This is a genomic window from Streptomyces sp. NBC_01750, assembly GCF_035918095.1.
Lineage (GTDB): Bacteria > Actinomycetota > Actinomycetes > Streptomycetales > Streptomycetaceae > Streptomyces.
On sequence record NZ_CP109137.1, the window covers coordinates 1,490,001 to 1,512,180 of the forward strand.

Consider the following 22,180-nt stretch of genomic DNA (forward strand, 5'->3'; position numbering starts at 1 on the left):
CGTCGTTCAGGACAGTCCGCGACGACGCCGTACGAATCTCCGCCCTGGGAGGCCCCATGACCACAGTGACGTCCCCTCTTGCTGGACGTGCCATCGGACTCGCGGCGGTGCCGGATCCGGTGTTCTCCGGTGCGATGGTCGGCCCCGGTACCGCTATTGACCCCGTGCGTGAGCCGTCGGAGGCCGTCGCCCCCGTTGACGGCGTCATTGTCTCCCTGCACCCGCACGCCTTCGTTGTCGTCGACGAGCAGGGTCACGGAGTGCTGACGCACCTCGGCATCGACACTGTTCAGCTCAACGGCCAGGGCTTCGAGCTGCTCGTCAACAAGGGCGACACCGTGCAGCGCGGACAGTCTGTGGTGCGCTGGGACCCGTCGGCCGTCGAGGCTGCCGGGAAGTCCGCCATCTGTCCGATCGTGGCGCTCGAGGCCACGGCCGACTCCCTCTCCGACGTCCGCGAGGACGGCGACGTAAAGGCCGGCGACTCCCTCTTCGGCTGGCAGTGACGCCGACGCCGCGGTGGCGGCGTCAGTTGGACATCCATCGCGGCGGCAGCGGCCGTCGCTCAATCGGAGACGGGTGAAATGCAGACAACGCTGCGAGGCGTCGGCGTGAGCCACGGTGTGGCGATCGGCGAGGTTCGGCACATGGGCACGGCGGTCCTGGAACCGCCGGCCAAGCAGATTCCGGCGGAGGACGCGGAGCGCGAGCAGGGGCGCGCGCGCAAGGCCGTGGAAGCCGTGGCCGCCGACCTGATTGCTCGGGGCAATCTGGCAGGTGGCGAGGCGCAGGCCGTGCTCGAGGCGCAGGCCATGATGGCGCAGGACCCGGAACTCATGGCCGACGTGGATCGGCGCATCGCCGTCGGCAGTACCGCTGAGCGTGCGGTGTACGACGCGCTCGCCGCGTACCGCGCGCTGCTGGCGGGTGCCGGTGAGTACCTGGCCGGACGGGTCGCGGACCTCGATGACGTACGGAACCGGATCGTCGCTCGGCTGCTCGGTGTGCCGATGCCGGGTGTGCCGGACAGCGACGAGCCTTACGTACTGATCGCGCGGGATCTCGCGCCGGCGGACACCGCGCTGCTCGACCCGGCGCTGGTGCTCGGGTTCGTCACCGAAGAGGGCGGTCCGACCAGTCACAGCGCGATCCTGGCGCGGGCGCTCGGAGTGCCCGCAGTGGTGGCGCTGCCGGGCGCCTGTGAGCTGGCCGAGGGCACGCTGATCGCGGTCGACGGCAGCACGGGCGAGATCTTCGTCGAGCCGAGCGACGAGAAGCGCGCGGCGATGGAGCGGGCCGCGGCGGAGCGGAAGGCGGCGCTCGCCGCGACCAGCGGACCGGGTGCGACGTCGGACGGCCACAAGGTGCCACTGCTGGCCAATGTCGGCGGTCCCGCCGATGTGCCCGCCGCGGTGGAGGCCGGTGCCGAGGGCGTCGGGCTGTTCCGTACGGAATTCCTCTTCCTGGACGACAGCAAGCAGGCGCCGTCCGAGGAGAAGCAGGTCGAGGCGTACCGCAAGGTGCTCGAGGCGTTCCCCGAGGGCCGGGTGGTCGTGCGGGTGCTGGACGCCGGTGCGGACAAGCCGCTCGACTTCCTGACTCCGGCCGACGAGCCGAACCCGGCGTTGGGCGTGCGCGGGCTGCGCAGTCTGCTGGACCACCCCGAGGTGCTGCGGACGCAACTGACGGCGCTGGCCAAGGCCGCCCACGGTCTGCCGGTGTACCTCGAGGTGATGGCACCGATGGTGGCCGACCGTACGGACGCCAAGGCGTTCGCGGACGCGTGCCGCGAGGCCGGACTGCGGGCGAAGTTCGGTGCGATGGTGGAGATTCCGTCCGCCGCGCTGCGGGCGCGTTCGATTCTGCAGGAGGTCGAATTCCTCTCGCTGGGGACCAATGACCTCGCGCAGTACACCTTCGCCGCCGACCGTCAGGTGGGTGCGGTGTCGCGGCTGCAGGATCCGTGGCAGCCGGCGCTGCTGGATCTGGTGGCGCTGTCGGCCGAGGCCGCGAAGTCCGAGGGCAAGAGCTGTGGTGTGTGTGGTGAGGCTGCATCCGATCCGCTGCTCGCCTGTGTGCTCACCGGTCTCGGTGTGACTTCGCTGTCCATGGGTGCGGCGTCGATTCCGTACGTGCGGGCGACGCTGGCGAAGTACACGCTCGCCCAGTGCGAGCGGGCTGCCGCCGCGGCGCGTGCCGCCGACACCGCCGAGGAGGCCCGGGTGGCCGCCCGGGCGGTGCTCTCCGGCGAGTAGCCGGCAGATCAGCAAGCGGATTTCAGCAGACGGATACCGAAGGGGCTTCCTGCCGGGGACGGCAGGAAGCCCCTTCGGCGTTCAGTGATGGTTCCCCGGGTCGTCGGTGGTGATGTCGAAGCCCGCGCAGTACTCCACGCCGGGCTCGGGGGACAGCGGCTCGCCGGTGGTGGCGTCGGTGCAGTAGGCGCTGAAGACCTCACCGGCGGTGAGCGGGAGGAGCCGGCCCTGGTGGAGCCGCCAGCCATGGAGGTGGTCCGGGGTGTCGGGAGCGCTCGTACGAAGCACTACTCCGCCAGGGCTCTCGAGGGCGATGCCTGCCGCGAGGACGGTGACGAACTCCGCGCCCTCGGAGGCGTCCAGCTGGGCGGGGGCCGCAGTGGCTCCTTCCGCGTGCAGGACGGCGAGGAGCTGTTCGTCCGGGGCGGGGACGCTGCAGACGAGATGGTGTGTGCCGGGTCCGGCCTCCTCGAGCAGTCGCATCAGGATGCGGGAGGCCCGGTCGAAGGCGGCCCGGCCGATGTCCTGGCCGCAGTCGGCGCACTCTCCGAGGTCGGCGAGGAGCATCGTGCTGTACTCCCAGGTGGCTTTGCGGACCGCCTTGTTGATGAGCTGGGGCAGCAGGCTGTCGAGGGCCTGGCCGGTGTACGGGACGGTGGCGCCGCGGCCGGCGATTTCCGCGGTGTACTGGGAGCGGCTCATGGCCGCGTCGGGGTCGAGGCCGGCTTCGGCGCAGTACTCCGTGAAGTCCTCGGGGTCGAAGAGGGCAACGGTGGTGTGCAGTTGCCGGGCGGCGAGGGTTCGCAGCAGGTCGTCGATCTGCCGGAGATAACTCGCGTGGTCGTCGAAGGTGAAGGTGCGGTAGCGGCGCATCGCGGTGAAGTCCTGCTCGTCGGCCAGCAGTCCCACGGTGCCGGGGACCTCGCGGCGCAGGGTGCGCCGCATGGCTGCGTTGTTCCTGGCCCGCTGACGCGTGGACCGCGTCGACCGCTTGGGCCGCCTGGACTGCCTCGTGTACGCCATGTCTCCCCCTGAGCGCTGTTGACTACTGGTGACTCACCGTAACTGGCGGCACTGACAACGCGGGGTCGGGCAGCTTGCTCCGTACCAGGCGGCTCTGGGCGAAGCAGGTGGCCACAAGTCCGGCACCCAGCAGTGCCCAGCCCGCGGGGCCCGCCGCGATGGCCCCGGTGACGATCAGCGGCCCGGCGCTGCGCTGGGCCGATGCGGCCACGCCGTGCACTCCGAGGTATGCGCCCTGTGCCTCGTCGGGGGCGAGAGCGACGGAGAGTTCCCAGGAGATGGTGGCGTGGAGGATTTCCGCCAGCGTGAGTGCGACGGCGGCGAGGACGAGTGCGGTGATCGCGAGCCACCGGCTGTCCGCCGCGGACACACTCAGGGCGAGGGTGCCGGCGGCGAAGGCGGCCGCGAGCGGTCCGAGCAGACGCCGGGCGGCCCGCGTGGTGGCGCCGAATCGGGCGAGGGGGATCTGGAGGGCCACCACCATCACGTTGTTCAGGACGAGCAGAAGCGGTGCCAGGCCGTGCGGGGCCTCGGTGGCGTGCACGATCCAGAGCGGCAGCCCGACCATGAAGACGGCATCGTCGAGGAAGAGCACCGCTTCACTGGCCACGTAGAGGAGATACGTACGGTCGCGCCAGGGGTTGGCGGGCTTTGCGGCGACGGTCTTGCGCGCGGATCCGTTGACGACGCGCGACGGGGCGGGGGGCTCGCCGCAGCGCAGGGTGAGGAGGGCGGCGCACACGGAGGTGAGGGCGTTGCCGATCAGGAGTGACTGGTACGCGGTTGTGGTGCCGACGCCGAGCGCGGCTGCGGCGGCGAGGCCGCCGATGGCGAAGCCGGTGTTGCCGACGGTGCGGTTCACGGCCTGGTAGCGGACGCGCTCGGAGCCGGCGATGCGGGCGGCGTAGAGCTTGGTGAGGACATTGGCCCCGCGGTCGCCGAGGCTGCCGAATGCCGCGATGGCCAGCAGCACTGCGAAGTGGTCGGTGGTGAGCAGGGCCAGGCCCGCGGCGGCGCGCACGAGCTGGGCGGCGATGAGGACGCGGGTGATGGGCAGCCGGTCGGCGACACGTCCTGCGATCGGTGCGCCGGCGATGCCGATACCGGCGGACACCGCGATGAGAAGGCCCACCTCGGTGATGGACAGGCCCGTGACGTAGGTGAAGTAGAGCGCCTGCGTGGCGGTCCAGAGGCCGTTGCCCACCTTGTCGACCAAGGTGATTCCGAGCATGCGACGGCCGTCGCGGCCTCCTGGGATGCGGTCTTTCAGTGCGGCCCGGCGGTGGAGCAGGCTCACCGGTTCCCCCCTTGACGTGAGTTATGTATTGATACATAGTCAACTACGTGACAGCACAATATTCGATCGAGGGTAGGACCGCCAAGGGAATCGCCGCGTCCGTCGAACGGGCCGTGGCGGACGGGGGTTTGGAGCCCGGGGATGCCCTGCCGCCCGTCCGGCGGCTCGCCGACGATCTCGGGGTGAGTGCCGGGACGGTCGCGACGGCGTACAAGGAGCTGCGCCGACGCGGTGTCGTGGTGACGCGTGGACGGGGCGGGACCGTGGTCGCCGCGGCGCCGGCCGTCGCGTCCCGGCGGCCGCCGAAGGTGCCCGAGGGGCTGCGGGATCTGGCAGGCGGCCACCCCGATCCGGCCTTCCTCCCGGACTTGGTGCCACCCGCGCGGCTCTCCCCCGGGGCCCGTTCGCACCGTTCGGCCCCCAGGCTGCCGGAGCTGGAGCAGGCGGCCCGGACATGGATCGGCGGCGAAGGGGTGCCGGTCGAGCACCTCACCTTCGCGCACGGGGCGCTCGACTGTGTGGCGCGGCTGCTCTCCACCGAGCTGCGGCCGGGCGACGCGGTGGCAATGGAGGATCCGGGCTACCACCATCTGCTTGATCTCGTACAGGCCTTGGGTCTGCGGTCCGCGGCGGTGGCGGTGGACGACGAGGGCATGCGGCCGGAGGCGCTGAGCGCGGCGCTGCGGGCGGGGGCGCGGGCCGTCGTGGCAAGTCCGCGGGCGCAGAATCCGTACGGCGGATGCTTCTCGGCCGGGCGGCGCGACGCACTCGTGGACGTGCTGCGGGGCTCGCCCGAAGTGCTGGTGATCGAGAACGACCATGCCTCGGACATCTCGGGCGCCCCGCTCCACTCGCTCGCCGCGGGCGGTCTGGCGCGCTGGGCGCATGTCCGGACCGTCACCAAGTATCTGGGAACTGATCTGCGGTGGGCCGCGGCCGCCTGCGATCCGACGACGCTGGCCCGGCACGACGGTCGGCTGCTGCTGACATCCGGCTGGATCAGTCATCTGCTGCAGCGGACCGTGCTCGGGCTGATGACCGATCGGGACACGACGGCACAGGTGGGGCGCGCGCGGACCGCCTACGGGGAACGGCGAGCCGCCCTGGTGGCCGCGCTGGCCTCACATGGTGTCGAGGCACATGGTGTGAGCGGGATGAATGTGTGGGTGCCGGTGCGGGACGAGTCCGCCGTCGTCAACGGGCTGCGGTCCAGGGGCTGGTGGGTTGCGGCAGGGGCGCGGTTCCGGATCGGGTCGGGGCCCGGCGTACGGATCACGACGGCGGAACTGGAGCCGGTGGAGGCGGGAAGGCTGGCCTCGGACTTCGCGGCGGTGCTGGGTGAGTCCGAGGCCACGTACGGGGGGTAGTGCGGTTCTTCGGCCGGGGCCGTCCGGCTGCCGTTTTGTCCTCAATCGCCGGACGGGCTTGATTTCCGGCCCCCTCGCCTCGGAAGCCGGACGGGCTTGATTTCCGGCCCCCTCGCCTCGGAAGCCGGACGGGCTTGGTTTCGAGCTCCTTGCTAGCCGCGTTCGCGGGCGATGTCTTCGTAGAAACGCAGCAGTTCGAGGTTGTCGACCGAGCCGGGGTTGACCGCCTTCGCCAGCGCCGTGCCCTGCAGGAGTCGCTTCACCGGTACCTCGATGCGCTTGCCGGTGAGGGTGTGCGGGACGCCGGGGACCTCGATGATGTCGTCCGGGACATGGCGCGGGGAGAGCTGTTCGCGGATCGTCTGCTTGATGCGCGCCCGCAGACCGTCGTCGAGGGCGGCACCTTCGGCGAGGTGGACGAAGAGCGGCATCCAGTAGCCGCCGTCCGGTTCCTCCAGACCGATGACCAGCGACTCGCGGATCTCCGGAAGGCGTTCGACGGCTTCGTAGATATCGGCCGAGCCCATCCGGACACCCTGACGGTTCAGCGTCGAGTCCGAGCGGCCGTGGATGACGACGGAGCCCCGGTCGGTGATGGTGATCCAGTCGCCGTGCCGCCAGGCACCGGGGAACATCTCGAAGTAGCTCTCGCGGTAGCGGCTGCCGTCGGGATCGTTCCAGAACCGGATCGGCATGGACGGCATGGGATTGGTGACGACCAGTTCCCCGACCTCGCCGATGAGCGGCTTGCCCTGAGGGTCCCAGGACTGGAGGTCGGTGCCGAGGCAGGCGGCCTGGAGTTCGCCGATGTGCACGGGCAGCGTGGGCACCGCGCCGGCGAAGCAGCTGCACACGTCCGTGCCGCCGCTGACCGAGGCGATCCACAGGTCATCGGCCACCTCGTCGTGCAGCCAGCGGAAGCCGTCGGGCGGAAGCGGGGAGCCGGTGGTGGCGACGCACTTGATGCGGGAGAGGTCGTGGTCGCGCGCGGGGTGGACGTCCGCCTTGCGGCAGGCCATCACGTATGCGGCGGAGGTACCGAAGAGGGTGGCCCGGGTGCGCTCGGCGATGCGCCACTGGGCGCCGGTGTCGGGATAACCGGGGCTGCCGTCGTACAGGACCACCGTGGTGCCGGTGAGCAGTCCGGAGACGAGGAAGTTCCACATCATCCAGCCGGTGGAGCTGTACCAGAAGAAGCGGTCCTCGGGGCCGAGGTCACAGTGCAGGCCGAGCTGCTTGAAGTGCTCCAGCAGGATGCCTCCCTGCGACTGGACGATCGCCTTCGGCAGACCCGTCGTGCCGGAGGAGTACAGCACCCAGAGCGGGTGGTCGAAGGGGACCTGTTCGAAGACGGGTTCCGTCTCGCCGGAGGTGACCGCGGACCAGTCGAGCGCGCCGTCGGGGGCTTCGGTGCCGAGCAGCGGGATGTGGATCACGGCGCGCAGAGTGGGGAGTTCACGGCGGAGCTCCGCGACGGCCTCGGTTCGGTCGTGTTCCTTGCCGCCGTAGCGGTAACCGTCGACGGTGAACAGGACGACGGGCTCGACCTGCTGGAAGCGGTCGAGGACGCTGCGGGCGCCGAAGTCGGGCGCGCAGGAGGTCCAGACCGCGCCGACGGCCGCGGTGGCGAGCAGGGCGGTGACCGCCTGCGGGATGTTCGGGAGGTAGGCGCCGACACGGTCTCCGGGGCGTACGCCGAGGGCACGCAGTTCCGCGGCGAGCGCCCCGACCTGGCGACGCAGCTCCGACCAGCTGATCGGCGTCGGCTCATGTGTTTCGTCCACATGCAACAGCGCCGCGTCCTGGGCGCGGGCCGGGTCCTCGGCGGTGCGCAGCGCATGCTCCGCGTAGTTGAGGGTGGCACCGGGGAACCACCGGGCGCCGGGCATCGCGGGATCGGCGAGGACACGCTCGTACGGAGTGGAGAACCGCACGTCGAACCAGTCGGCGACCGCCCGCCAGAAGGTCTCGAGCTCGTCGACGGACCATCGGTGCAATGCCGCGTAGCCACCCTCGGCCGGGGCCCCGTGGCGCTCGGCGGCCCAGGCCTGGAAACGGGTGATCCGGGCGGCTGCGATGCGGTCCGGGTCCGGCTGCCAGAGAGTGGCAGGGTTCGCTGCTGAGGTCATGGTGCGGCTCCCGGGTGGCTCTACGCGGTGTCTGCGTGTGTCTCGCGCACGAGCGGGGTGTGCGCGTGACACGGCTGACACGGACGATGCCATGTGATCGTCTTTCGCACCAGGGCCCACCACCCATGGTCGGACGAGGGTATATGTGCTCTGACCACGGGTGAACGGGAGTTGAACAAACCCCGCTCACGCTCCGGTGGATGACAGGGTGAGCTGCATGGACGGTCGTGGGCTGGTGCGCTCGGTGAAGATCTTCGGAACGGTGCAGGGGCTGCGCGCGGCACGCTCGGCATGGCGGCAACGGCGGACCGACGCCCGGGGGCTGCCCGCTCGGGGAGCGGAGCGGGCCAGGGTGCCGGGACCGGTGAGCGGCGCCGAGTCGCTGCCCGGCGGCGGCGTCATACGGTTCGCCCGTTCGGAGCTGCGCATCCGGGTCGCGGCCGGCGGGGCGGTCTTCTGGGGCTGGGACGGCGCGGAGCCCGAGCCGTCGTACGCGCTGGACGGCGCGCCTCCCGAACCGGATCCACGAGCCGCGCTGGAACCCGACAAGGACGGCGGCTGGCGCGTGGTGTCGGAGCGGGTGACGGTCGAGGTCTCGCGGCACGGCGCCGTCGAGATCCGGACGCCCGGCGGTGTCGTACTGCGCCGGGATCTGCCGCCGCGCTGGTGGGAGCCGGTGCAGGGCGGTCCGGCCCGGTGGGTGCAGCGGACCGAAGTGCCTGCGGACGCGCGTTTCTTCGGGCTCGGCGGCCGGGCCGGCGGACCGCGGCTGCGCGACGGCACATACCGCCTGTGGAACACCGACCCCAGGGGCAGCTTCGGTCCCGACGACGACCCGCTGTACATCACCATGCCGGTGCAGCTGGTGGTCGCCGACGCCGGCACCCATCTCGCCTTCCACGACAACTCCTGGGAGGGCCGGGTCACGCTGCGGGAGGGCGAGGAGGGCGCGGGATCAGGGCACGACCGGCCGGGCACGAGTGAGGTGCGGATGGACGGCGGGCCGCTGCGCTGCTGGGTGGTGGTGGGCACGCCCGCACGTGTGCTGACAGGCTGGACCCAGCTGACGGGCGCCCCCGCGCTGCCGCCGTCCTGGGCGCTGGGCCCGCAGCACGCCCGGTGGGGATTCGGCAGCGAGCGGGAGGTGCGCCGGATCGCCGCCGGCTACCGGGCGCGGGACCTGCCGCTGTCCGCGGTCCATCTGGACATCGACCACTACGACGCGCATCAGGTCTTCACGGTCGACCGGGAACGATTTCCCGATCTGCCGGCGATGGCCAGGGATCTGCGCGAGGACGGGGTCCGGCTGGTCTCCATCGTCGATCCGGCGGTGAAGGCGGAACCCGGGAAAGCGGTGTACGACAGCGGGAAGTCGGCGGGGGCCTTCGTACGGGACGCGCGGGGCGCGGAGGTACGCGGCGTCGTCTGGCCCGGCGACTGCGTCTATCCGGACTTCACCGATCCGGCGGTCCGCCGGTGGTGGGGCGGGCTGTACGAGGAGCGGCTGGCGCAGGGGTTCTCCGGGGTGTGGCACGACATGAACGAACCGGTGTCCTTCATGCCGTTCGGCGACATGACGCTGCCGCGCTCCGCCCGGCACGTACTGGAGGGGCGAGGGGGCGATCACCGGGAGGCCCACAATGTGTACGGCCTCGCGATGGCACGCGCCGGGTACGAGGGGCTGCGGCAGCTGCGCCCGGATGAGCGGCCGTTCCTCTTCTCGCGCTCCGGCTGGGCGGGTATGCAGCGGTACGGAGGCACCTGGTCAGGAGATGTCTCCACCGGCTGGCCCGGGCTGCGTGCCTCGCTCTCCCTGGTGCTGGGGCTCGGGCTGTGCGGCGTCCCGTACTCCGGTCCGGATGTGGGTGGCTTCGACGGCAGTCCGTCGCCGGAGCTGTATCTGCGCTGGTTCCAGCTGGGGGCACAGCTGCCGTTGTTCCGTACGCATGCGGCGATCGACGCGGGGCGCAGGGAGCCCTGGGAGTTCGGCCCGCAGGTTCTCGCGTACGCGAGGGCGGCCCTCGCCGAACGGGAGCGGCTGCGCCCGTACTTCGTCACGCTGGCGCACCTGGCGAGGCGGACCGGGGCACCGTATGCGCGGCCGCTGTGGTGGGCCTCTCCGGAGGACCGGGTGCTGCGCGACTGTGAGGACGCCTTTCTGCTCGGTGACGCGCTGCTCGTCGCGCCGGTGCTGGAGCGCGGGACGGACAGGCGGGCGGTGCGGCTGCCGCGCGGCCGGTGGTACGACACGGCCACGGGGCGGGCGTACGAAGGGCCGGGGCAGGTCCTGGTGGACGCGCCTCTGTCACGTATCCCAGTACTGGCGCGGGGCGGGGCGGTGATCCCGGTGCGGGGCGTGGACGGCGGCATGGAGCTGGAGGTGTGGGCACCGGCCGAGGGGCGCAAGGGCGGCGGTCTGGTGGTCCCGGACCTGGGTGACGGCTGGGAGCAGGCGGAGCTGGAGCGGTATACGACCCGGCTGGTGGACGGGCGGGTCGTGGTGAAGCAGATCAAGGGGGACGGGACCGCTCCGCCGCGGTGGCGGGGGAGGGTACGCGGGCTGGGTGGTCAGCCGTAGGGACATGCGGCTCGCGGCCCACTCAGCCGTATCGGCCGGCGAACCAGTTCCGTACGGCGACGGTGTGCAGCGGGAACGCCAGCTCGGCGGGGCCGCGCAGCAGATGCCAGCCGTCCGTCTCGTCCGTGGGCGCCGGGTCCGGGAGGTCCGCGGCAGTGCGTTCCGGCAGCAGGCCGAAGAGGAGCAGATGGCCGTCCGGCGAGCTCAGCGCGTCGGCGAGCCGGACGTCGGCGCGCGCCGCCTCGATCCCGGTCTCCTCCCGCAGCTCCCGGACTACCGCCTGCTGCCAGTCCTCGCCGTGGTCGATGAAGCCGCCGGGCAGCGCGATGCCGCCGCGCTGCGGTTCGATGGTGCGGGTGATGACGACGAGTCCGGTGCCGTCGGCGTCATGGGCCGGGAGCAGCGCGACGGCGACGGGCAGCGGATTGCGGTACGCGGTCTCGCCGCAGGCCGGGCAGGTACGGGGCCAGCCGGCGCCCGGGCCGTACGGCGCTCCGCAGTTGCCGCAGTGGGAGTCCTTGGGCACGCGCGGACTGTATCCGATCACCCTTTCCCGCCGGGCCGGGAACTGGTAAACGGTGGGCGCATGACTGGACTTGCTTCCGCGTTCCGCGCCCTCGGGGCGACGGCCGTCGCGCTCCTCGCCATCACCGCGGCCACCACCCCCATGGCACAGGCCCGTTCCGAACCGAAGGCGCCGAAGGAGTTCGTGGCGCTGCGTACCGTTGACCCGACGATCATCCAGGAGATGCGTTACAAGACCGTGCACAATTTCGTGGGCGAGCCGGTGGACGGCTACCGCCGGCCGCTCTGCATCGTCACCCGGCCCACCGCGCAGGCGCTGCACCGGGCGCAGTCGAAGCTGCTGCGGCAGGGCTACTCACTGAAGGTGTACGACTGCTACCGGCCCCAGCGGGCCGTTGACCACTTCGTGCGGTGGGCGAAGGACCTCGAGGACGAGGCGATGAAAAAGGAGTTCTATCCTCAAGTCGACAAGTCGCGACTGTTCGAGGACGGTTACATAGCGGAGAAGTCCGGGCACAGCCGGGGCAGCACGGTCGATCTCACCATCGTGAAGCTGCCGGCCTTGCCGACGAGGCCGTATGTCCCGGGCGAGCGTCTCGTCCCGTGCTATGCGCCGAAGTCCGAGCGCTTCCCGGACAATTCCGTCGACATGGGGACCGGATTCGACTGCTTCGACACGCTGTCGCACACCGATGACCCCAGGATTCAGGGCAAGCAGCGTGCCAACCGGCAACTGCTGAAGAGCACCCTGGGCGCGGTCGGCTTTGTGAACCTTCCCGAGGAGTGGTGGCACTTCACCTACAAGCCGGAGCCCTTCCCTGACACCTTCTTCGACTTCCCCGTGGCGTGGCGTTCGGTCGCCGGGCACTGAGCGGGACGGCGGGAGCCGACTGAGGAGGACAGCCGCGGAGCGGCCGGCCGGGACCACCCCCGTAGGCTCCGGCCGGCCGTTCTCTGCTGTCGGACGCACGCGGGCCGTATCCGGTTCTCCGCCGAGGGAATACGGTGCCGGTATGGCGCAGCAGACATTTGATTCGTACGAGGAGTTCTGGCCCTACTACGTCGCGATGCATTCGAGGTCCGCGACCCGCTGGGTCCATCTGACCGGCACGCTGACGGGCCTCGCGGTGAGCGTGTACGGGCTGGCGCGCGGGCGGAAGCGGTATGCGGCCGCTCTGCCGCTGATCGGTTACGGGACCGCCTGGCCGGCGCATTTCTTCATCGAGAAGAACAACCCCGCCACCTTCGGGCATCCCGCCTGGTCACTGCGGGGCGACGTGCAGATGATCCGGATGATGCTGGCGGGCCGGGACGGTGAACTGGCCGAGATCGCCGACAAGTGGCTCGCCGAGAACCGCTGACCCGTGGCACACTTCTGACGTTCCGTCAGATTGCGGTGCCGGGGAGGAACCTTGACGCGCACGCCCGTGGTGGCCGGATGGTTCACACAGGACAGCGGTGAGGAGGACTTCCGACTGCTGGGCACCCGCTGTACGGCCTGCTCCTCGGTGTTCTTCCCGCGTGAGGACTCGTACTGCCGCAACCCCGCCTGCGCGGGCGGTGAGTTGGCGGAGGTACAGCTCTCCAAGCGGGGACGGGTGTGGTCGTACACGGACGGGCGCTACCGTCCGCCGGCTCCGTACGTGTCCGACCCGGCCGCGGAGTGGAAGCCGTACGCGCTTCTCGCCGTCGAGCTCGAGGCCGAGCGGATGGTCGTCCTCGGTCAGGCCGTGCCGGGTGTGACCGTCGCGGAACTGGCGGTCGGCATGGAGGTCGAGGTCGTACCCGGTGTGCTCAACGAGGACGCGGGGACCGTCTGGACGACCTGGCACTGGCGGCCCGTGGAGACGGCGTCATGACCGGCGATGTGGCGGTCCTCGGGGCCGGAATGCATCCCTGGGGCAAATGGGGGCGCAGTTTCGTCGAGTACGGCACGACAGCGGCCAGGGCGGCGATGGCCGACGCCGGGATCGGCTGGCAGCAGGTGCGGTCGGTGGTCGGCGCGGACACGGTGCGCTGCGGCTATCCCGGGTATGTGGCCGGGGCGACGTTCGCGCAGGCGCTGGGCTGGCAGGGGGCACGCGTCACCAGCGTCTACGCGGCGTGCGCCTCGGGCGCGCAGGCGGTCAACACCGCACGTTCCCAGCTCCTGGCCGGGATGGCCGATGTAGTGCTGGTGGTGGGCGCGGACTCGGCGCCGAAGGGATTCTTCACACCGGCCGGAGGCGATCGGCCGGACGACCCCGACTGGCTGCGCTTCCGGGTGCTGGGCGCGACCAACCCGGCGTACTTCGGGCTCTACGCACGCCGCCGTATGGCTCTGTACGGGGACACTCCCGAAGACTTCGCGCTGGTCAAGGTCAAGAACGCGGCGGCGGGCGCGCTCAACCCCAACGCCCGCTACCGCAGGACCGTTTCGGCCGAGGACGTCGCCGCCTCCCCGGTGGTCGCCGATCCACTGCGGCTGCTCGACATCTGCGCGACTTCCGACGGCGCCGCCGCGCTGGTGCTGAGCAGCATGGACTTCGCGCGTCGGCACGGGGCCGCCGATCCGGTCCGGATCCGCGCGGTCTCCACCGTCACGCCGACCTATCCGAAGGCCGTACTCGACCTTCCGGACATCGCGACCGACTCGGCGGCCGCGGTGGGGCCCTCCCCGCGCTCCTTTCGCGCGTCGATCGCACTGGCCGCGTACGAGGAGGCGGGCATCGGACCCGACGACCTCTCGCTCGCCGAGGTGTACGACCTCTCCACAGCCCTGGAGCTGGAGTGGTACGAGGACATCGGTCTGTGCGGGGCGGGTGAAGGAGCCAAGCTCGTACGCGAAGGTGCCACGGCTCTCGGCGGGCGCATCCCGGTGAACGCAAGCGGCGGGCTGGCGTCCTTCGGTGAAGCCGTGCCGGCCCAGGCCATCGCGCAGGTCTGCGAGCTGACCTGGCAGCTCCGGGGTGCGGCCGGAGAGCGCCAGGTACCGGGAGCCCGTGCCGGGATCACCGCGAACCAGGGGCTTTTCGGCCATGGTTCGGCGGTCGTCGCCGTTCGCTGAACAGACCTGCGAGGCGTACTCCCGCTGCCTTACGTTCCCCGCTAGCGTGTCAACGCACCGGTCGTGAACTGCACTTGCTGTCAACGACCTTGACGACCCATCACGGCCGGTGAACACTGCCTCATCGTCGGCATCGCCGCACTTCTGCACGCTCACCACGCTCGTCACGGACACCGGCGGGTACGGGACTCCCCCTGCCTTGTGATCCGTAGCCATGGAACGCCATGGAGCACGAACGCCATGGAGCACGCACCCTGCGCGGAGGACCGTGGCAGGGCCCCGGGCGAGGGCCTAGGAGTTGCCATGAGCAATGGAGACATTTTCGTCGGTGAGGTCATCGGCACCGCGATACTCATCCTCTTCGGCGCGGGCGTCTGTGCCGCCGTCACGCTTCATCACTCCAAGGCGAAGGCCGCGGGCTGGGTCGTCATCGCCTTCGGCTGGGGTTTCGGTGTGCTGGCCGGCGCGTACACCGCCGCTCCGCTGTCGGGTGGTCATCTCAATCCGGCCGTGACGCTGGGCGTCGCCGTGGACACCGGGGAGTGGAGCAAGGTTCCGCTGTACATCCTCGGGCAGACGGTCGGCGCGACCCTCGGCGCCGTACTCGCCTATCTCGTCTACTTCGCTCAGTTCCAGGCCAACGCGGAGGAGACGAACGCACAGCCCACGCTCGGGATCTTCTCGACCAGCCCGGAGATCCGCAGTCCGGCCGCCAACCTGATCACCGAGATCATCGCGACGACAGGTCTGGTGCTCCCGATACTGGCCTTCGGCAAGAACGACGGCATCGGCATCGGCCAGATCCCCGGGCAGAACGCCGGGATCTACGGCTCCGGCATCTCCATCCTGCTGGTGTCGCTGCTGGTCGTCGGCATCGGACTCTCGCTCGGCGGGCCGACCGGCTACGCCATCAACCCGGCTCGCGACCTGGGGCCGCGCATCACACACGCACTGCTGCCGATCCCCAACAAGGGAACATCCGACTGGGGTTACGCCTGGGTGCCGGTGGCCGGACCCGTGATCGGCGGGCTGCTGGCCGGCCTCATTTTCAACGCTGCCTTCTAGGCCTTCAGGCCGCTTCGACAAGGGGACGTCATGACGGAAAAATTCGTCGCCGCAATCGACCAGGGCACCACATCCAGCCGCTGCATCATTTTCGACCAGGACGGCGCGATCGTCGCCGTCGACCAACGCGAGCACCGTCAGATCTTCCCCAAGCCCGGCTGGGTGGAGCACGACGCCACCGAAATCTGGTCCAAGGTCCAGGCCGTGGTGGCGGGAGCCATCGCCAAGGCCGGGCTGCGCACCGACCAGCTCAGCGCGCTCGGCATCACCAACCAGCGGGAGACGACGGTCCTGTGGGACCGGGCGACCGGCAAGCCGGTGCACAACGCGATCGTCTGGCAGGACACCCGTACCGCCGCGCTCTGCCATGAACTGGGCGGCACGGACGGGCAGGACCGTTTCCGCGACACGACGGGACTACCGCTGGCCAGCTACTTCTCGGGACCCAAAGCGGCCTGGCTGCTGGACAATGTGCCAGGACTGCGCAGCCGGGCCGAACGCGGTGAGATCGCCTTCGGCACCATCGACTCCTGGCTGATCTGGAACCTCACGGGCGGTACGGACGGGGGCGTCCACGTCACCGATGTGACCAACGCTTCCCGCACCATGCTGATGAACCTGCAGAGCCTCGAGTGGGATCCGGAGATCCTGTCGGCGATGAACGTGCCGCAGGCGATCCTTCCCGAGATCAGGTCCTCGGCGGAGGTGTACGGGACGGCTGTCGGCCAGCTCTCCGGCGTGCCGGTGGCATCCGCGCTCGGCGACCAGCAGGCCGCGATCTTCGGGCAGGCCTGCTACGACACCGGCACGGCCAAGAACACCTACGGCACCGGCAGCTTCCTGCTGCTCAATACCGGCAACCGGCCCGTGCCCTCGAAGAGCGGGCTGATCACCACCCTGGGCTACAAGATCGGCGACGAGGCGCCGGTGTACTGCCTGGAGGGGTCGATCGCGATCACCGGCGCCCTGGTGCAGTGGTTCCGGGACCAGCTCGGCATCATCCGCAGCGCGGACGAGATCGAGACGCTGGCCGCCAGTGTGGACGACAACGGTGGCGCGTACATCGTCCCGGCGTTCTCCGGGCTCTTCGCCCCGTACTGGCGCTCCGACGCACGCGGGGTGATCACCGGCCTGACCAGGTATGTCACCAAGGCCCATCTGGCGCGGGCGGTGCTGGAGGCGACCAGCTGGCAGACGCGTGAGGTCGTCGACGCGATGTACCAGGACTCCGGGGTGCAGATCACCACGCTCAAAGTGGACGGCGGGATGACCTCCAACAACCTGCTGATGCAGCATCAGGCGGATGTGCTGGGCGTACCGGTGATCCGGCCGAAGGTCTCGGAGACCACCTGCCTCGGGGCCGCGTACGCGGCGGGGCTGGCGACCGGCGTCTGGTCCGACCTCGATGAGCTCAAGGCGCACTGGAAACGCGATGTCGAGTGGTCGCCGCGGATGGAGGCGCAGACCCGCGAGCGCGAGTACCACAATTGGCGCAAGGCGGTGGAGCGGAGCTTCGGCTGGGAGGAGGCCGGCGGCCAGTCCTGAGCGACGCGCTCTTGGGCCCGCGCTCCCTGAGCAGGCGTTCCTGAGCGGGTGCACTGACGAGCCGGTGCTCCCAGGCCGGCGTTCCTGAGCCGGTGCTCCCAGGCCGGCGTTCCTGAGCCGGTGCTCCCAGGCCGGCGTTCGTGAGCCGGCCGCGAAGAGCTCACGGCCCGTACCCCAGTCGGTGGGGGTACGGGCCGTGTCTCTGCCGGGGTCTGCCTCTGCCGGGATCGCCGGATGAGGTGGCGGCGTTCTCAGGTGGTGGCGTGCTCGCGCCGGCGGTCGGCACGGGTCAGGGCGTGCTCCACCACCGCCACCAGCACCTCCTTGACCGACTCGCGCTCGCGCGCGTCGGTCATCAGCAGCGGCACCTCGGAGTCGAGATCCAGCGCGGCACGCACGCTCTCGCCGGGGAAACGGCCCGCCCCTTCGAAGCAGTTGACGGCCACGGTGAAGGGGATGCCACGGCGTTCGAAATAGTCGATCGCCGCGAAGGAGTCCTCCAGGCGGCGGGTGTCGGCGAGGACGACCGCGCCCAGCGCGCCCTGCGCCAGCTCGTCCCACAGGAACCAGAAACGGTCCTGCCCCGGTGTGCCGAAGAGATACAGCACCAGGTCCTCGCGGAGCGTGATGCGCCCGAAGTCCATGGCGACCGTGGTGGTCGTCTTGTTCTCGACGCCTTCGGTGTCGTCGACGGGGCGGCCCGCCTCACTCAGCGTCTCCTCGGTACGCAGCGGTCTGATCTCGCTGACCGCACCCACCAGGGTCGTCTTGCCCACGCCGAATCCGCCCGCCACCAGGATCTTCAACGTCACCGGTTCGACAGGTGGCTTTCGGCGGCTAGAGCGCCCGAAGACCATTGATCACCTCGCGGAGAATGCTCACGTCCGGCAGTTCGGCCGGCGGAACGGGACGGGTTACATGCACCAGTGCGTCCTCGACGAGATCGCCGACGAGGACCCGGACGACTCCGACAGGAAGGTCCAGGGTAGCCGCGAGCTCGGCTATCGACTGAGGGGTGTCGCCACAGCGCTCGACTATCTCGACATGCTCCGGGGAGAGCGACTGGTCGTTGCCGGGGTCGTCGGCCGCGAGCTCCGGGACGACCAGAGCGATCAGGTCGAGGCGGTGCCGGGTCGCGCTGCTCGTCCGTCCGCGTGTCATCGCGTACGGACGGACTACGGGGCCGGCTTCGGCATCGAAGAAGTGGTGGGGCTGCTGGGCGTACTGAGCTGACTCACTCATGCCATCCACTCACCCTCCGGTGCGCAGACCGGTCCGTGGCGCGGTGGTGAGGTGGACGCCGACACGCTTGACCATGAGGGTCATCTCGTACGCGACCTGGCCGACGTCGGAGTCGGCGTCGGCGAGCACGGCGAGACAGCTGCCGTCGCCCGCCGCCGTGACGAACAGGAAGGCCTCGTCCAGCTCCACGACGGTCTGCCGGACCCTGCCTGCCTCGAAGTGGCGGCCGACGCCCTTGGCAAGGCTGTGGAATCCCGAGGCCACAGCGGCGAGATGCTCACCGTCCTCACGGGTGAGGTCCCGGGACGTGCCGGTGGCCAGTCCGTCGCTGGAGAGCACAAGTGCCTTGCGGATGCTGGCGACGCGGTCGACCAGCTCGTCAAGCAGCCAGTTGAGCTCGCCGGAGCCGTTGGTGGTCGGATAGACGCCGTTGGTGGTCGGGTGGGCGTTGGATGCGGCGTGCGGTGCGGTCATCGACCGTCCCCCTCAGATGTGGTTCCTGGTGCGGTCTCGCCGGAACCGGCGGCCTGGTCGGTGGCCTCGGCCTCTTCGGCGTTCTGCAGGCGGCCGCGCTGCCAGCCTCGCTGCATTGAAGCCATGCGGTTGCGCACTTCTTCCGCGTCCCGCTCGATGTCCTGCTCGGTTGCCGGTGCGGGCGGCTGCCCGGCAGCGCCGGACGTCTCCCGGAGCTGAGGGGCGAGGCTGGCCTGGCGGACCCGACGGGGCAGGCCGTCGAGCGTGGCCGGGGCCGGTCCTGCGGCGGGGGCCGGTGGGCGTTCCGGAGTAGGTACGGGTGTCGGTTCCGGATTGGGTACGGGTGTGGGTGCGGGTACCGGCGTGGGTCCCGGCCAGGCAGCGGGACGTGGATCGGGGACCGGCGCGGGCGGAGGCTCCGCGGCGCGCGCGGGTCCCGGGGCCGGGGCGGGGTGGGTACGACCCCGCTCGTCCACCCTGCGGCCGTTGTCGGTGACCAGCGTCGGAGGCTTGCGGCGCGGCAGTGGCACCGGGCCGCCGATCGGGCCCGGCGACTGGTCCCGCGCCTGCTGGTGCTGCTCGTCCGGGGATTCGCGACGGCGGTCCCGGGCACGGGCGCGGAAGATTCCGCCGCGTTCGCTCTCCGTGTCCTCGATGTCGGCGAGCGAGCCGCCTCCGCCGAGGACCGGCCGGTCGTCAAAGCCCAAGGCGCCGACGGGCGCCTCCAGTTCGACGGGGCCGTCCAGCAGGGTGGAGCCGCTCAGACCGGTGGGTACCTTGGCGAGCGCCGGGTGCCTGCCGTCGCTGCCGCGGCGTCCGGCCGCACTCTCACTCTTGCGGTCGAGGCGGAAGCCGGTGCCCTGGGTCTCCGGAGCCTCGGTGAGCAGGGCCGCGGGGATGAAGACGACCGCGGTGGTCCCTCCGTACGGGGAGGGCTGCAGCGAGACCCGGACGTTCTGGCGCTGGGCGAGCCGGCTGACGACGAAGAGCCCGAGCCGGTCGGTGTCGGAGAGCTCGAACTCGGGGGTCTCGGCGAGCCGCAGATTCGCGTCCAGCAGCCCTTCCGGGGCCATGCCCAGGCCGCGGTCGTGGATTTCGAGCGTGAAGCCGTTGGCGACCCGCTCGCCGTGCACCTGGACGGCGGTGTGCGGGGGCGAGAACACCGTCGCGTTCTCGAGGAGTTCGGCGATGAGATGAGTGAGGTCCGCGACCGCCGGACCGCCGACACCGATGCGCGGCAGCCGCCGCACCTCGATGCGCTCGTAGTCCTCGACCTCGGCGACCGCGGCCCGTACGACGTCCATCAGCTGGATCGGCTTGCGCCACTGGCGGGACGGTGCGGCGCCGGACAGGATCACCAGGCCCTCGGCGTGCCGGCGCATACGGGTGGTGAGGTGGTCGAGGCGGAACAGGTCCGCGAGTTCCTCGGTGTCCTCGGTGCGCCGCTCCATGGTGTCGAGGAGCGTGAGCTGGCGGTGCAGGAGGACCTGGTTGCGGCGGGCGAGGTTGACGAAGACTTCGGAGACTCCGCGGCGCATGTCGGCCTGGCGGACAGCGGCCTCGACGGCAGCCCGCTGAAGGGTGTTGAGCGCCTGGCCCGCCTGGCCTATCTCGTCCTTGTCGTAGTCCAGACGCGGGGCTTCGGTCTCGACGTCGACATGCTCGCCGGCGGCGAGACGGCGCATCACGCTGGGGAGACGGACACCGGAGACCTCGTGAGCCTCCTTGCGCAGGCGGGAGAGGTCGCGGACAAGGTCACGGCCGATGCGTACGGAGACGATCACCGAGACGAGGAGGGCGAGGAAGCCGAGTACGCCCGCGATACCCGCCTTGACGAAGACGTTGTACGCCGAGGGCTCGACCCGGTGCTGGTAGCGGACGCCCGCTTCCTTGGCCTCTCGGGCGAGGTCGTCGAGGACGGGTGTGGCCGCGGACTGCCAGCGCCCGGCTTCGGACGCGCCCGCGTCGCTGACCGGGCCGGCCTGGATGAGGCGTTCCTCGGTGTCTCGCAGCGGCGCGGTCTCGGGGCTGCTCCAGTACTGCTCGTAGATCTCGCGTTCCTTGGCGGGCAGGACTTCGAGGCTGGTCTCGTAGTACAGCTCGCGCTTGGCCACGAAGTCGGAGAGCGAACGGATCTCATCGGCGGTGATCTTGCCGGTGGTGAGCGAGGAGGCGATCAACGCGTCCTCGCGGGAGAGCATTTCGGCGGCGCGGACGAGGCCGACGAGAGCGCGGCCCTGGCGTTCCATTTCGACATCGCTGAGCGCATGGAGCGTCAGCAGGAAGCTGTAGCAGGGGTCGACCAGCCGGTTGTAGAACTCCAGGGCCTGGCTGCGGGAGACCGTGCCGGCCTCCACGGAGCGGCGCAGAGCGCCCAGGCCGTCGAGTTCGTCGAGGAGGAAGCTGAGCTTCTGCGAAGTGTCGGGCCGCATGTCGTCGCGGATTCCGGACTTCTCCAGATTCGATTTGATCTTGGCGACGGCCCGGTCGGTGGCCGCGCGCCGATCGCGCAGGGAGGGCAGAGCGTCGGAAGCCCTGCGGTCCGCAAGGTAGATGAGCGTCTGACGGCGTTCCTTCTGGATGACGACGACGGTGTCCGCGACCGGATGACCGACCTCCTCCACCACGGAAGTGACATCCAGGAGCTGACTCGCCTCCCGTCCGGTCAGTACGGTGGCGAAGCCCCAGAGCGCGGTGAGGGAGACAAGCGGCACCAGCAGCAACGCCACGATCTTCCGGCGGATGGACTTCCCGCGAAAGCGCATGGCCTCCCCCTGATCAACCCCCGCACGATTGCGGGTGGTGTTCCGTCAACAAACGGCGTGAGCCTACTACTGTCACACTGACAACTCGAAGGCACGTCCGGATGTTTTTCGGCCGACGACGGACGCGTTGATCATGGGTTGTCCTGGTATTCGGGGAGATGGCATTCCGGCGACGGCGGACCTCGCCTGGCGGCACGTCATCTTTCGGACCGTCACAGATGGCTGGAATTCTTCGCTCTGCGGGAATCATCCGCCCTGCTCAATCGTCAATCAGTACGGGGACTCGGAGATCCGCAGGCGCCGCGCACATCGCATTCGGTTCGGCTTCGCTCCGGCTTTGGATTCGGCAGCGGGAGTAAAGCAGCGGAATCCGGGCACCCACCCCTGAAGTCGGACAGAGGTGGGAGTGACAGGTTCCATGGACAGGGACGAGCGTCGCGGCGTGGTGCGGGCGACGAGTCATGCGGATGTCCCACGGCAGCTCTGGGTGGAGGAGCCGGCGGTGAGCAGACGCATGGCCGACCCGGTCCGTACGGCAGCGGTCCGCGCGGTGATCATCGCTTCACTGACGATGATTCAGGGGATGGTCGCCTTCCTCTGCACGCTCACCGGATCCTGGCTGGCCTTCCCGATGGTGCTCAGCAGTGTGGGCAGCACGGTGGTGGCGACGTGGGCGGTGCTGGACGTCTGGGTGACCCGCCAGGTGTGGAACCAGCGCAATGGTGTGGTGTCCATACCGAGCAGCACGGCGCGACAGCTGCGACGTGAGCGCCGCACGGCGCGGCGGATGGCCAGGGCGGACGCCCGCCAGACCGAGCGGATACGGCGAAGTGGCTCGGGCAGGCTCTCGCGAGCCTGACCGGCCGCGC

19 protein-coding genes are annotated in these 22,180 nt (G+C 70.3%); 11 read left to right on the forward strand and 8 right to left on the reverse strand.

Annotated elements, in window-relative coordinates; all coding sequences use genetic code 11:
• Positions 1–56 precede the first annotated feature (56 nt).
• Together OG966_RS06605 and ptsP are read left to right on the forward strand one after the other, a co-directional pair.
• The gene (locus tag OG966_RS06605) at positions 57–506 is read left to right on the forward strand and encodes a PTS sugar transporter subunit IIA (protein WP_326648490.1); all 450 of its coding nucleotides are present in this window, start codon (positions 57–59) and stop codon (positions 504–506) included.
• A 78-nt stretch (positions 507–584) separates the two neighbouring features.
• Entirely contained in the window at positions 585–2,255 is a 1,671-nt protein-coding gene (gene ptsP, locus OG966_RS06610) for a phosphoenolpyruvate--protein phosphotransferase (protein WP_326648491.1), read from the forward strand.
• A gap of 81 nt (positions 2,256–2,336) precedes the next feature.
• On the opposite strand, the gene OG966_RS06615 is transcribed toward ptsP, so the two are convergent.
• Both OG966_RS06615 and OG966_RS06620 read right to left on the reverse strand, forming a co-directional pair.
• Complete coding sequence (locus OG966_RS06615; protein ID WP_326648492.1) at positions 2,337–3,278, reverse strand: hypothetical protein; 942 nt, start codon at positions 3,276–3,278, stop codon at positions 2,337–2,339.
• A 22-nt stretch (positions 3,279–3,300) separates the two neighbouring features.
• Positions 3,301–4,575 carry an MFS transporter gene (locus OG966_RS06620; RefSeq protein WP_326648493.1) on the reverse strand — a complete coding sequence of 425 codons (1,275 nt, stop codon included), beginning with the start codon at positions 4,573–4,575 and terminating at the stop codon, positions 3,301–3,303.
• A gap of 47 nt (positions 4,576–4,622) precedes the next feature.
• On the opposite strand from OG966_RS06620, the gene OG966_RS06625 reads away from it, so the two are divergent.
• On the forward strand, positions 4,623–5,942 hold the full coding sequence (locus OG966_RS06625) for an aminotransferase class I/II-fold pyridoxal phosphate-dependent enzyme (RefSeq protein WP_326648494.1): 1,320 nt from the start codon (positions 4,623–4,625) through the stop codon (positions 5,940–5,942).
• A 152-nt stretch (positions 5,943–6,094) separates the two neighbouring features.
• On the opposite strand, the gene OG966_RS06630 is transcribed toward OG966_RS06625, so the two are convergent.
• Positions 6,095–8,071 (reverse strand): acetoacetate--CoA ligase, encoded by a 1,977-nt coding sequence (locus OG966_RS06630; protein WP_326648495.1) that lies wholly within the window; start codon positions 8,069–8,071, stop codon positions 6,095–6,097.
• A gap of 217 nt (positions 8,072–8,288) precedes the next feature.
• Between OG966_RS06630 and OG966_RS06635 the strand changes: the two genes are divergently transcribed.
• A complete protein-coding gene (locus OG966_RS06635; protein ID WP_326648496.1) occupies positions 8,289–10,649 on the forward strand; it encodes a glycoside hydrolase family 31 protein in 2,361 nt (786 codons plus the stop codon).
• Between the two features lie 22 nt (positions 10,650–10,671).
• Here the strand turns inward: OG966_RS06635 and OG966_RS06640 are convergent, their stop codons facing one another.
• Positions 10,672–11,175: an NUDIX domain-containing protein gene (locus OG966_RS06640; protein ID WP_326648497.1), complete on the reverse strand. Its 504-nt coding sequence runs from the start codon at positions 11,173–11,175 to the stop codon at positions 10,672–10,674.
• A gap of 60 nt (positions 11,176–11,235) precedes the next feature.
• On the opposite strand from OG966_RS06640, the gene OG966_RS06645 reads away from it, so the two are divergent.
• From OG966_RS06645 to glpK, 6 genes are all read left to right on the forward strand, one after another.
• Positions 11,236–12,045: a M15 family metallopeptidase gene (locus OG966_RS06645; protein ID WP_326648498.1), complete on the forward strand. Its 810-nt coding sequence runs from the start codon at positions 11,236–11,238 to the stop codon at positions 12,043–12,045.
• Positions 12,046–12,187: 142 nt separating this feature from the next.
• Positions 12,188–12,535, forward strand: coding sequence for a DUF962 domain-containing protein (locus OG966_RS06650; protein WP_326648499.1), 348 nt, complete (start codon positions 12,188–12,190; stop codon positions 12,533–12,535).
• Between the two features lie 66 nt (positions 12,536–12,601).
• Positions 12,602–13,033, forward strand: a complete 432-nt coding sequence (locus OG966_RS06655) for a Zn-ribbon domain-containing OB-fold protein (protein ID WP_326655101.1) — start codon at positions 12,602–12,604, stop codon at positions 13,031–13,033.
• Positions 13,030–14,220 carry a lipid-transfer protein gene (locus tag OG966_RS06660; protein ID WP_326648500.1) on the forward strand — a complete coding sequence of 397 codons (1,191 nt, stop codon included), beginning with the start codon at positions 13,030–13,032 and terminating at the stop codon, positions 14,218–14,220. The genes OG966_RS06655 and OG966_RS06660 overlap by 4 nt, the downstream gene beginning before the upstream one ends.
• A gap of 303 nt (positions 14,221–14,523) precedes the next feature.
• A complete protein-coding gene (locus OG966_RS06665; RefSeq protein WP_326648501.1) occupies positions 14,524–15,285 on the forward strand; it encodes an MIP/aquaporin family protein in 762 nt (253 codons plus the stop codon).
• 30 nt (positions 15,286–15,315) lie between these two features.
• Positions 15,316–16,830 (forward strand): glycerol kinase GlpK, encoded by a 1,515-nt coding sequence (gene glpK / locus OG966_RS06670; RefSeq protein ID WP_326648503.1) that lies wholly within the window; start codon positions 15,316–15,318, stop codon positions 16,828–16,830.
• Positions 16,831–17,081: 251 nt separating this feature from the next.
• On the opposite strand, the gene OG966_RS06675 is transcribed toward glpK, so the two are convergent.
• Genes OG966_RS06675 through OG966_RS06690 form a run of 4 tightly spaced genes read right to left on the reverse strand, consistent with a single transcriptional unit; the run spans position 17,082 to position 21,311 of the window.
• Positions 17,082–17,687 carry a GTP-binding protein gene (locus OG966_RS06675; protein WP_326648505.1) on the reverse strand — a complete coding sequence of 202 codons (606 nt, stop codon included), beginning with the start codon at positions 17,685–17,687 and terminating at the stop codon, positions 17,082–17,084.
• The gene (locus OG966_RS06680; RefSeq protein ID WP_326648506.1) at positions 17,668–18,072 is read right to left on the reverse strand and encodes a DUF742 domain-containing protein; all 405 of its coding nucleotides are present in this window, start codon (positions 18,070–18,072) and stop codon (positions 17,668–17,670) included. Before OG966_RS06680 ends, OG966_RS06675 begins: the two co-directional genes overlap by 20 nt.
• Before the next feature lie 9 nt (positions 18,073–18,081).
• Positions 18,082–18,546 (reverse strand): roadblock/LC7 domain-containing protein, encoded by a 465-nt coding sequence (locus OG966_RS06685; protein ID WP_326648507.1) that lies wholly within the window; start codon positions 18,544–18,546, stop codon positions 18,082–18,084.
• Positions 18,543–21,311 (reverse strand): sensor histidine kinase, encoded by a 2,769-nt coding sequence (locus OG966_RS06690; protein ID WP_326648508.1) that lies wholly within the window; start codon positions 21,309–21,311, stop codon positions 18,543–18,545. Before OG966_RS06690 ends, OG966_RS06685 begins: the two co-directional genes overlap by 4 nt.
• Positions 21,312–21,729: 418 nt before the next feature.
• Between OG966_RS06690 and OG966_RS06695 the strand changes: the two genes are divergently transcribed.
• Positions 21,730–22,170 (forward strand): hypothetical protein, encoded by a 441-nt coding sequence (locus OG966_RS06695; RefSeq protein ID WP_326648509.1) that lies wholly within the window; start codon positions 21,730–21,732, stop codon positions 22,168–22,170.
• The last annotated feature ends 10 nt before the right edge of the window (positions 22,171–22,180 follow it).

What these genes read in the sequence shown, in the direction of transcription:
- OG966_RS06605 (WP_326648490.1), top strand. Translation starts at nt 57, where the DNA reads ATGACCACAGTGACGTCCCCTCTTGCTGGACGTGCCATCGGACTCGCG.
- ptsP (WP_326648491.1), top strand. Translation starts at nt 585, where the DNA reads ATGCAGACAACGCTGCGAGGCGTCGGCGTGAGCCACGGTGTGGCGATC.
- OG966_RS06615 (WP_326648492.1), bottom strand. Translation starts at nt 3,278, where the DNA reads ATGGCGTACACGAGGCAGTCCAGGCGGCCCAAGCGGTCGACGCGGTCC.
- OG966_RS06630 (WP_326648495.1), bottom strand. Translation starts at nt 8,071, where the DNA reads ATGACCTCAGCAGCGAACCCTGCCACTCTCTGGCAGCCGGACCCGGAC.
- OG966_RS06635 (WP_326648496.1), top strand. Translation starts at nt 8,289, where the DNA reads ATGGACGGTCGTGGGCTGGTGCGCTCGGTGAAGATCTTCGGAACGGTG.
- OG966_RS06645 (WP_326648498.1), top strand. Translation starts at nt 11,236, where the DNA reads ATGACTGGACTTGCTTCCGCGTTCCGCGCCCTCGGGGCGACGGCCGTC.
- OG966_RS06650 (WP_326648499.1), top strand. Translation starts at nt 12,188, where the DNA reads ATGGCGCAGCAGACATTTGATTCGTACGAGGAGTTCTGGCCCTACTAC.
- OG966_RS06660 (WP_326648500.1), top strand. Translation starts at nt 13,030, where the DNA reads ATGACCGGCGATGTGGCGGTCCTCGGGGCCGGAATGCATCCCTGGGGC.
- OG966_RS06665 (WP_326648501.1), top strand. Translation starts at nt 14,524, where the DNA reads ATGAGCAATGGAGACATTTTCGTCGGTGAGGTCATCGGCACCGCGATA.
- glpK (WP_326648503.1), top strand. Translation starts at nt 15,316, where the DNA reads ATGACGGAAAAATTCGTCGCCGCAATCGACCAGGGCACCACATCCAGC.
- OG966_RS06675 (WP_326648505.1), bottom strand. Translation starts at nt 17,687, where the DNA reads ATGGTCTTCGGGCGCTCTAGCCGCCGAAAGCCACCTGTCGAACCGGTG.
- OG966_RS06680 (WP_326648506.1), bottom strand. Translation starts at nt 18,072, where the DNA reads ATGAGTGAGTCAGCTCAGTACGCCCAGCAGCCCCACCACTTCTTCGAT.
- OG966_RS06685 (WP_326648507.1), bottom strand. Translation starts at nt 18,546, where the DNA reads ATGACCGCACCGCACGCCGCATCCAACGCCCACCCGACCACCAACGGC.
- OG966_RS06690 (WP_326648508.1), bottom strand. Translation starts at nt 21,311, where the DNA reads ATGCGCTTTCGCGGGAAGTCCATCCGCCGGAAGATCGTGGCGTTGCTG.
- OG966_RS06695 (WP_326648509.1), top strand. Translation starts at nt 21,730, where the DNA reads ATGGACAGGGACGAGCGTCGCGGCGTGGTGCGGGCGACGAGTCATGCG.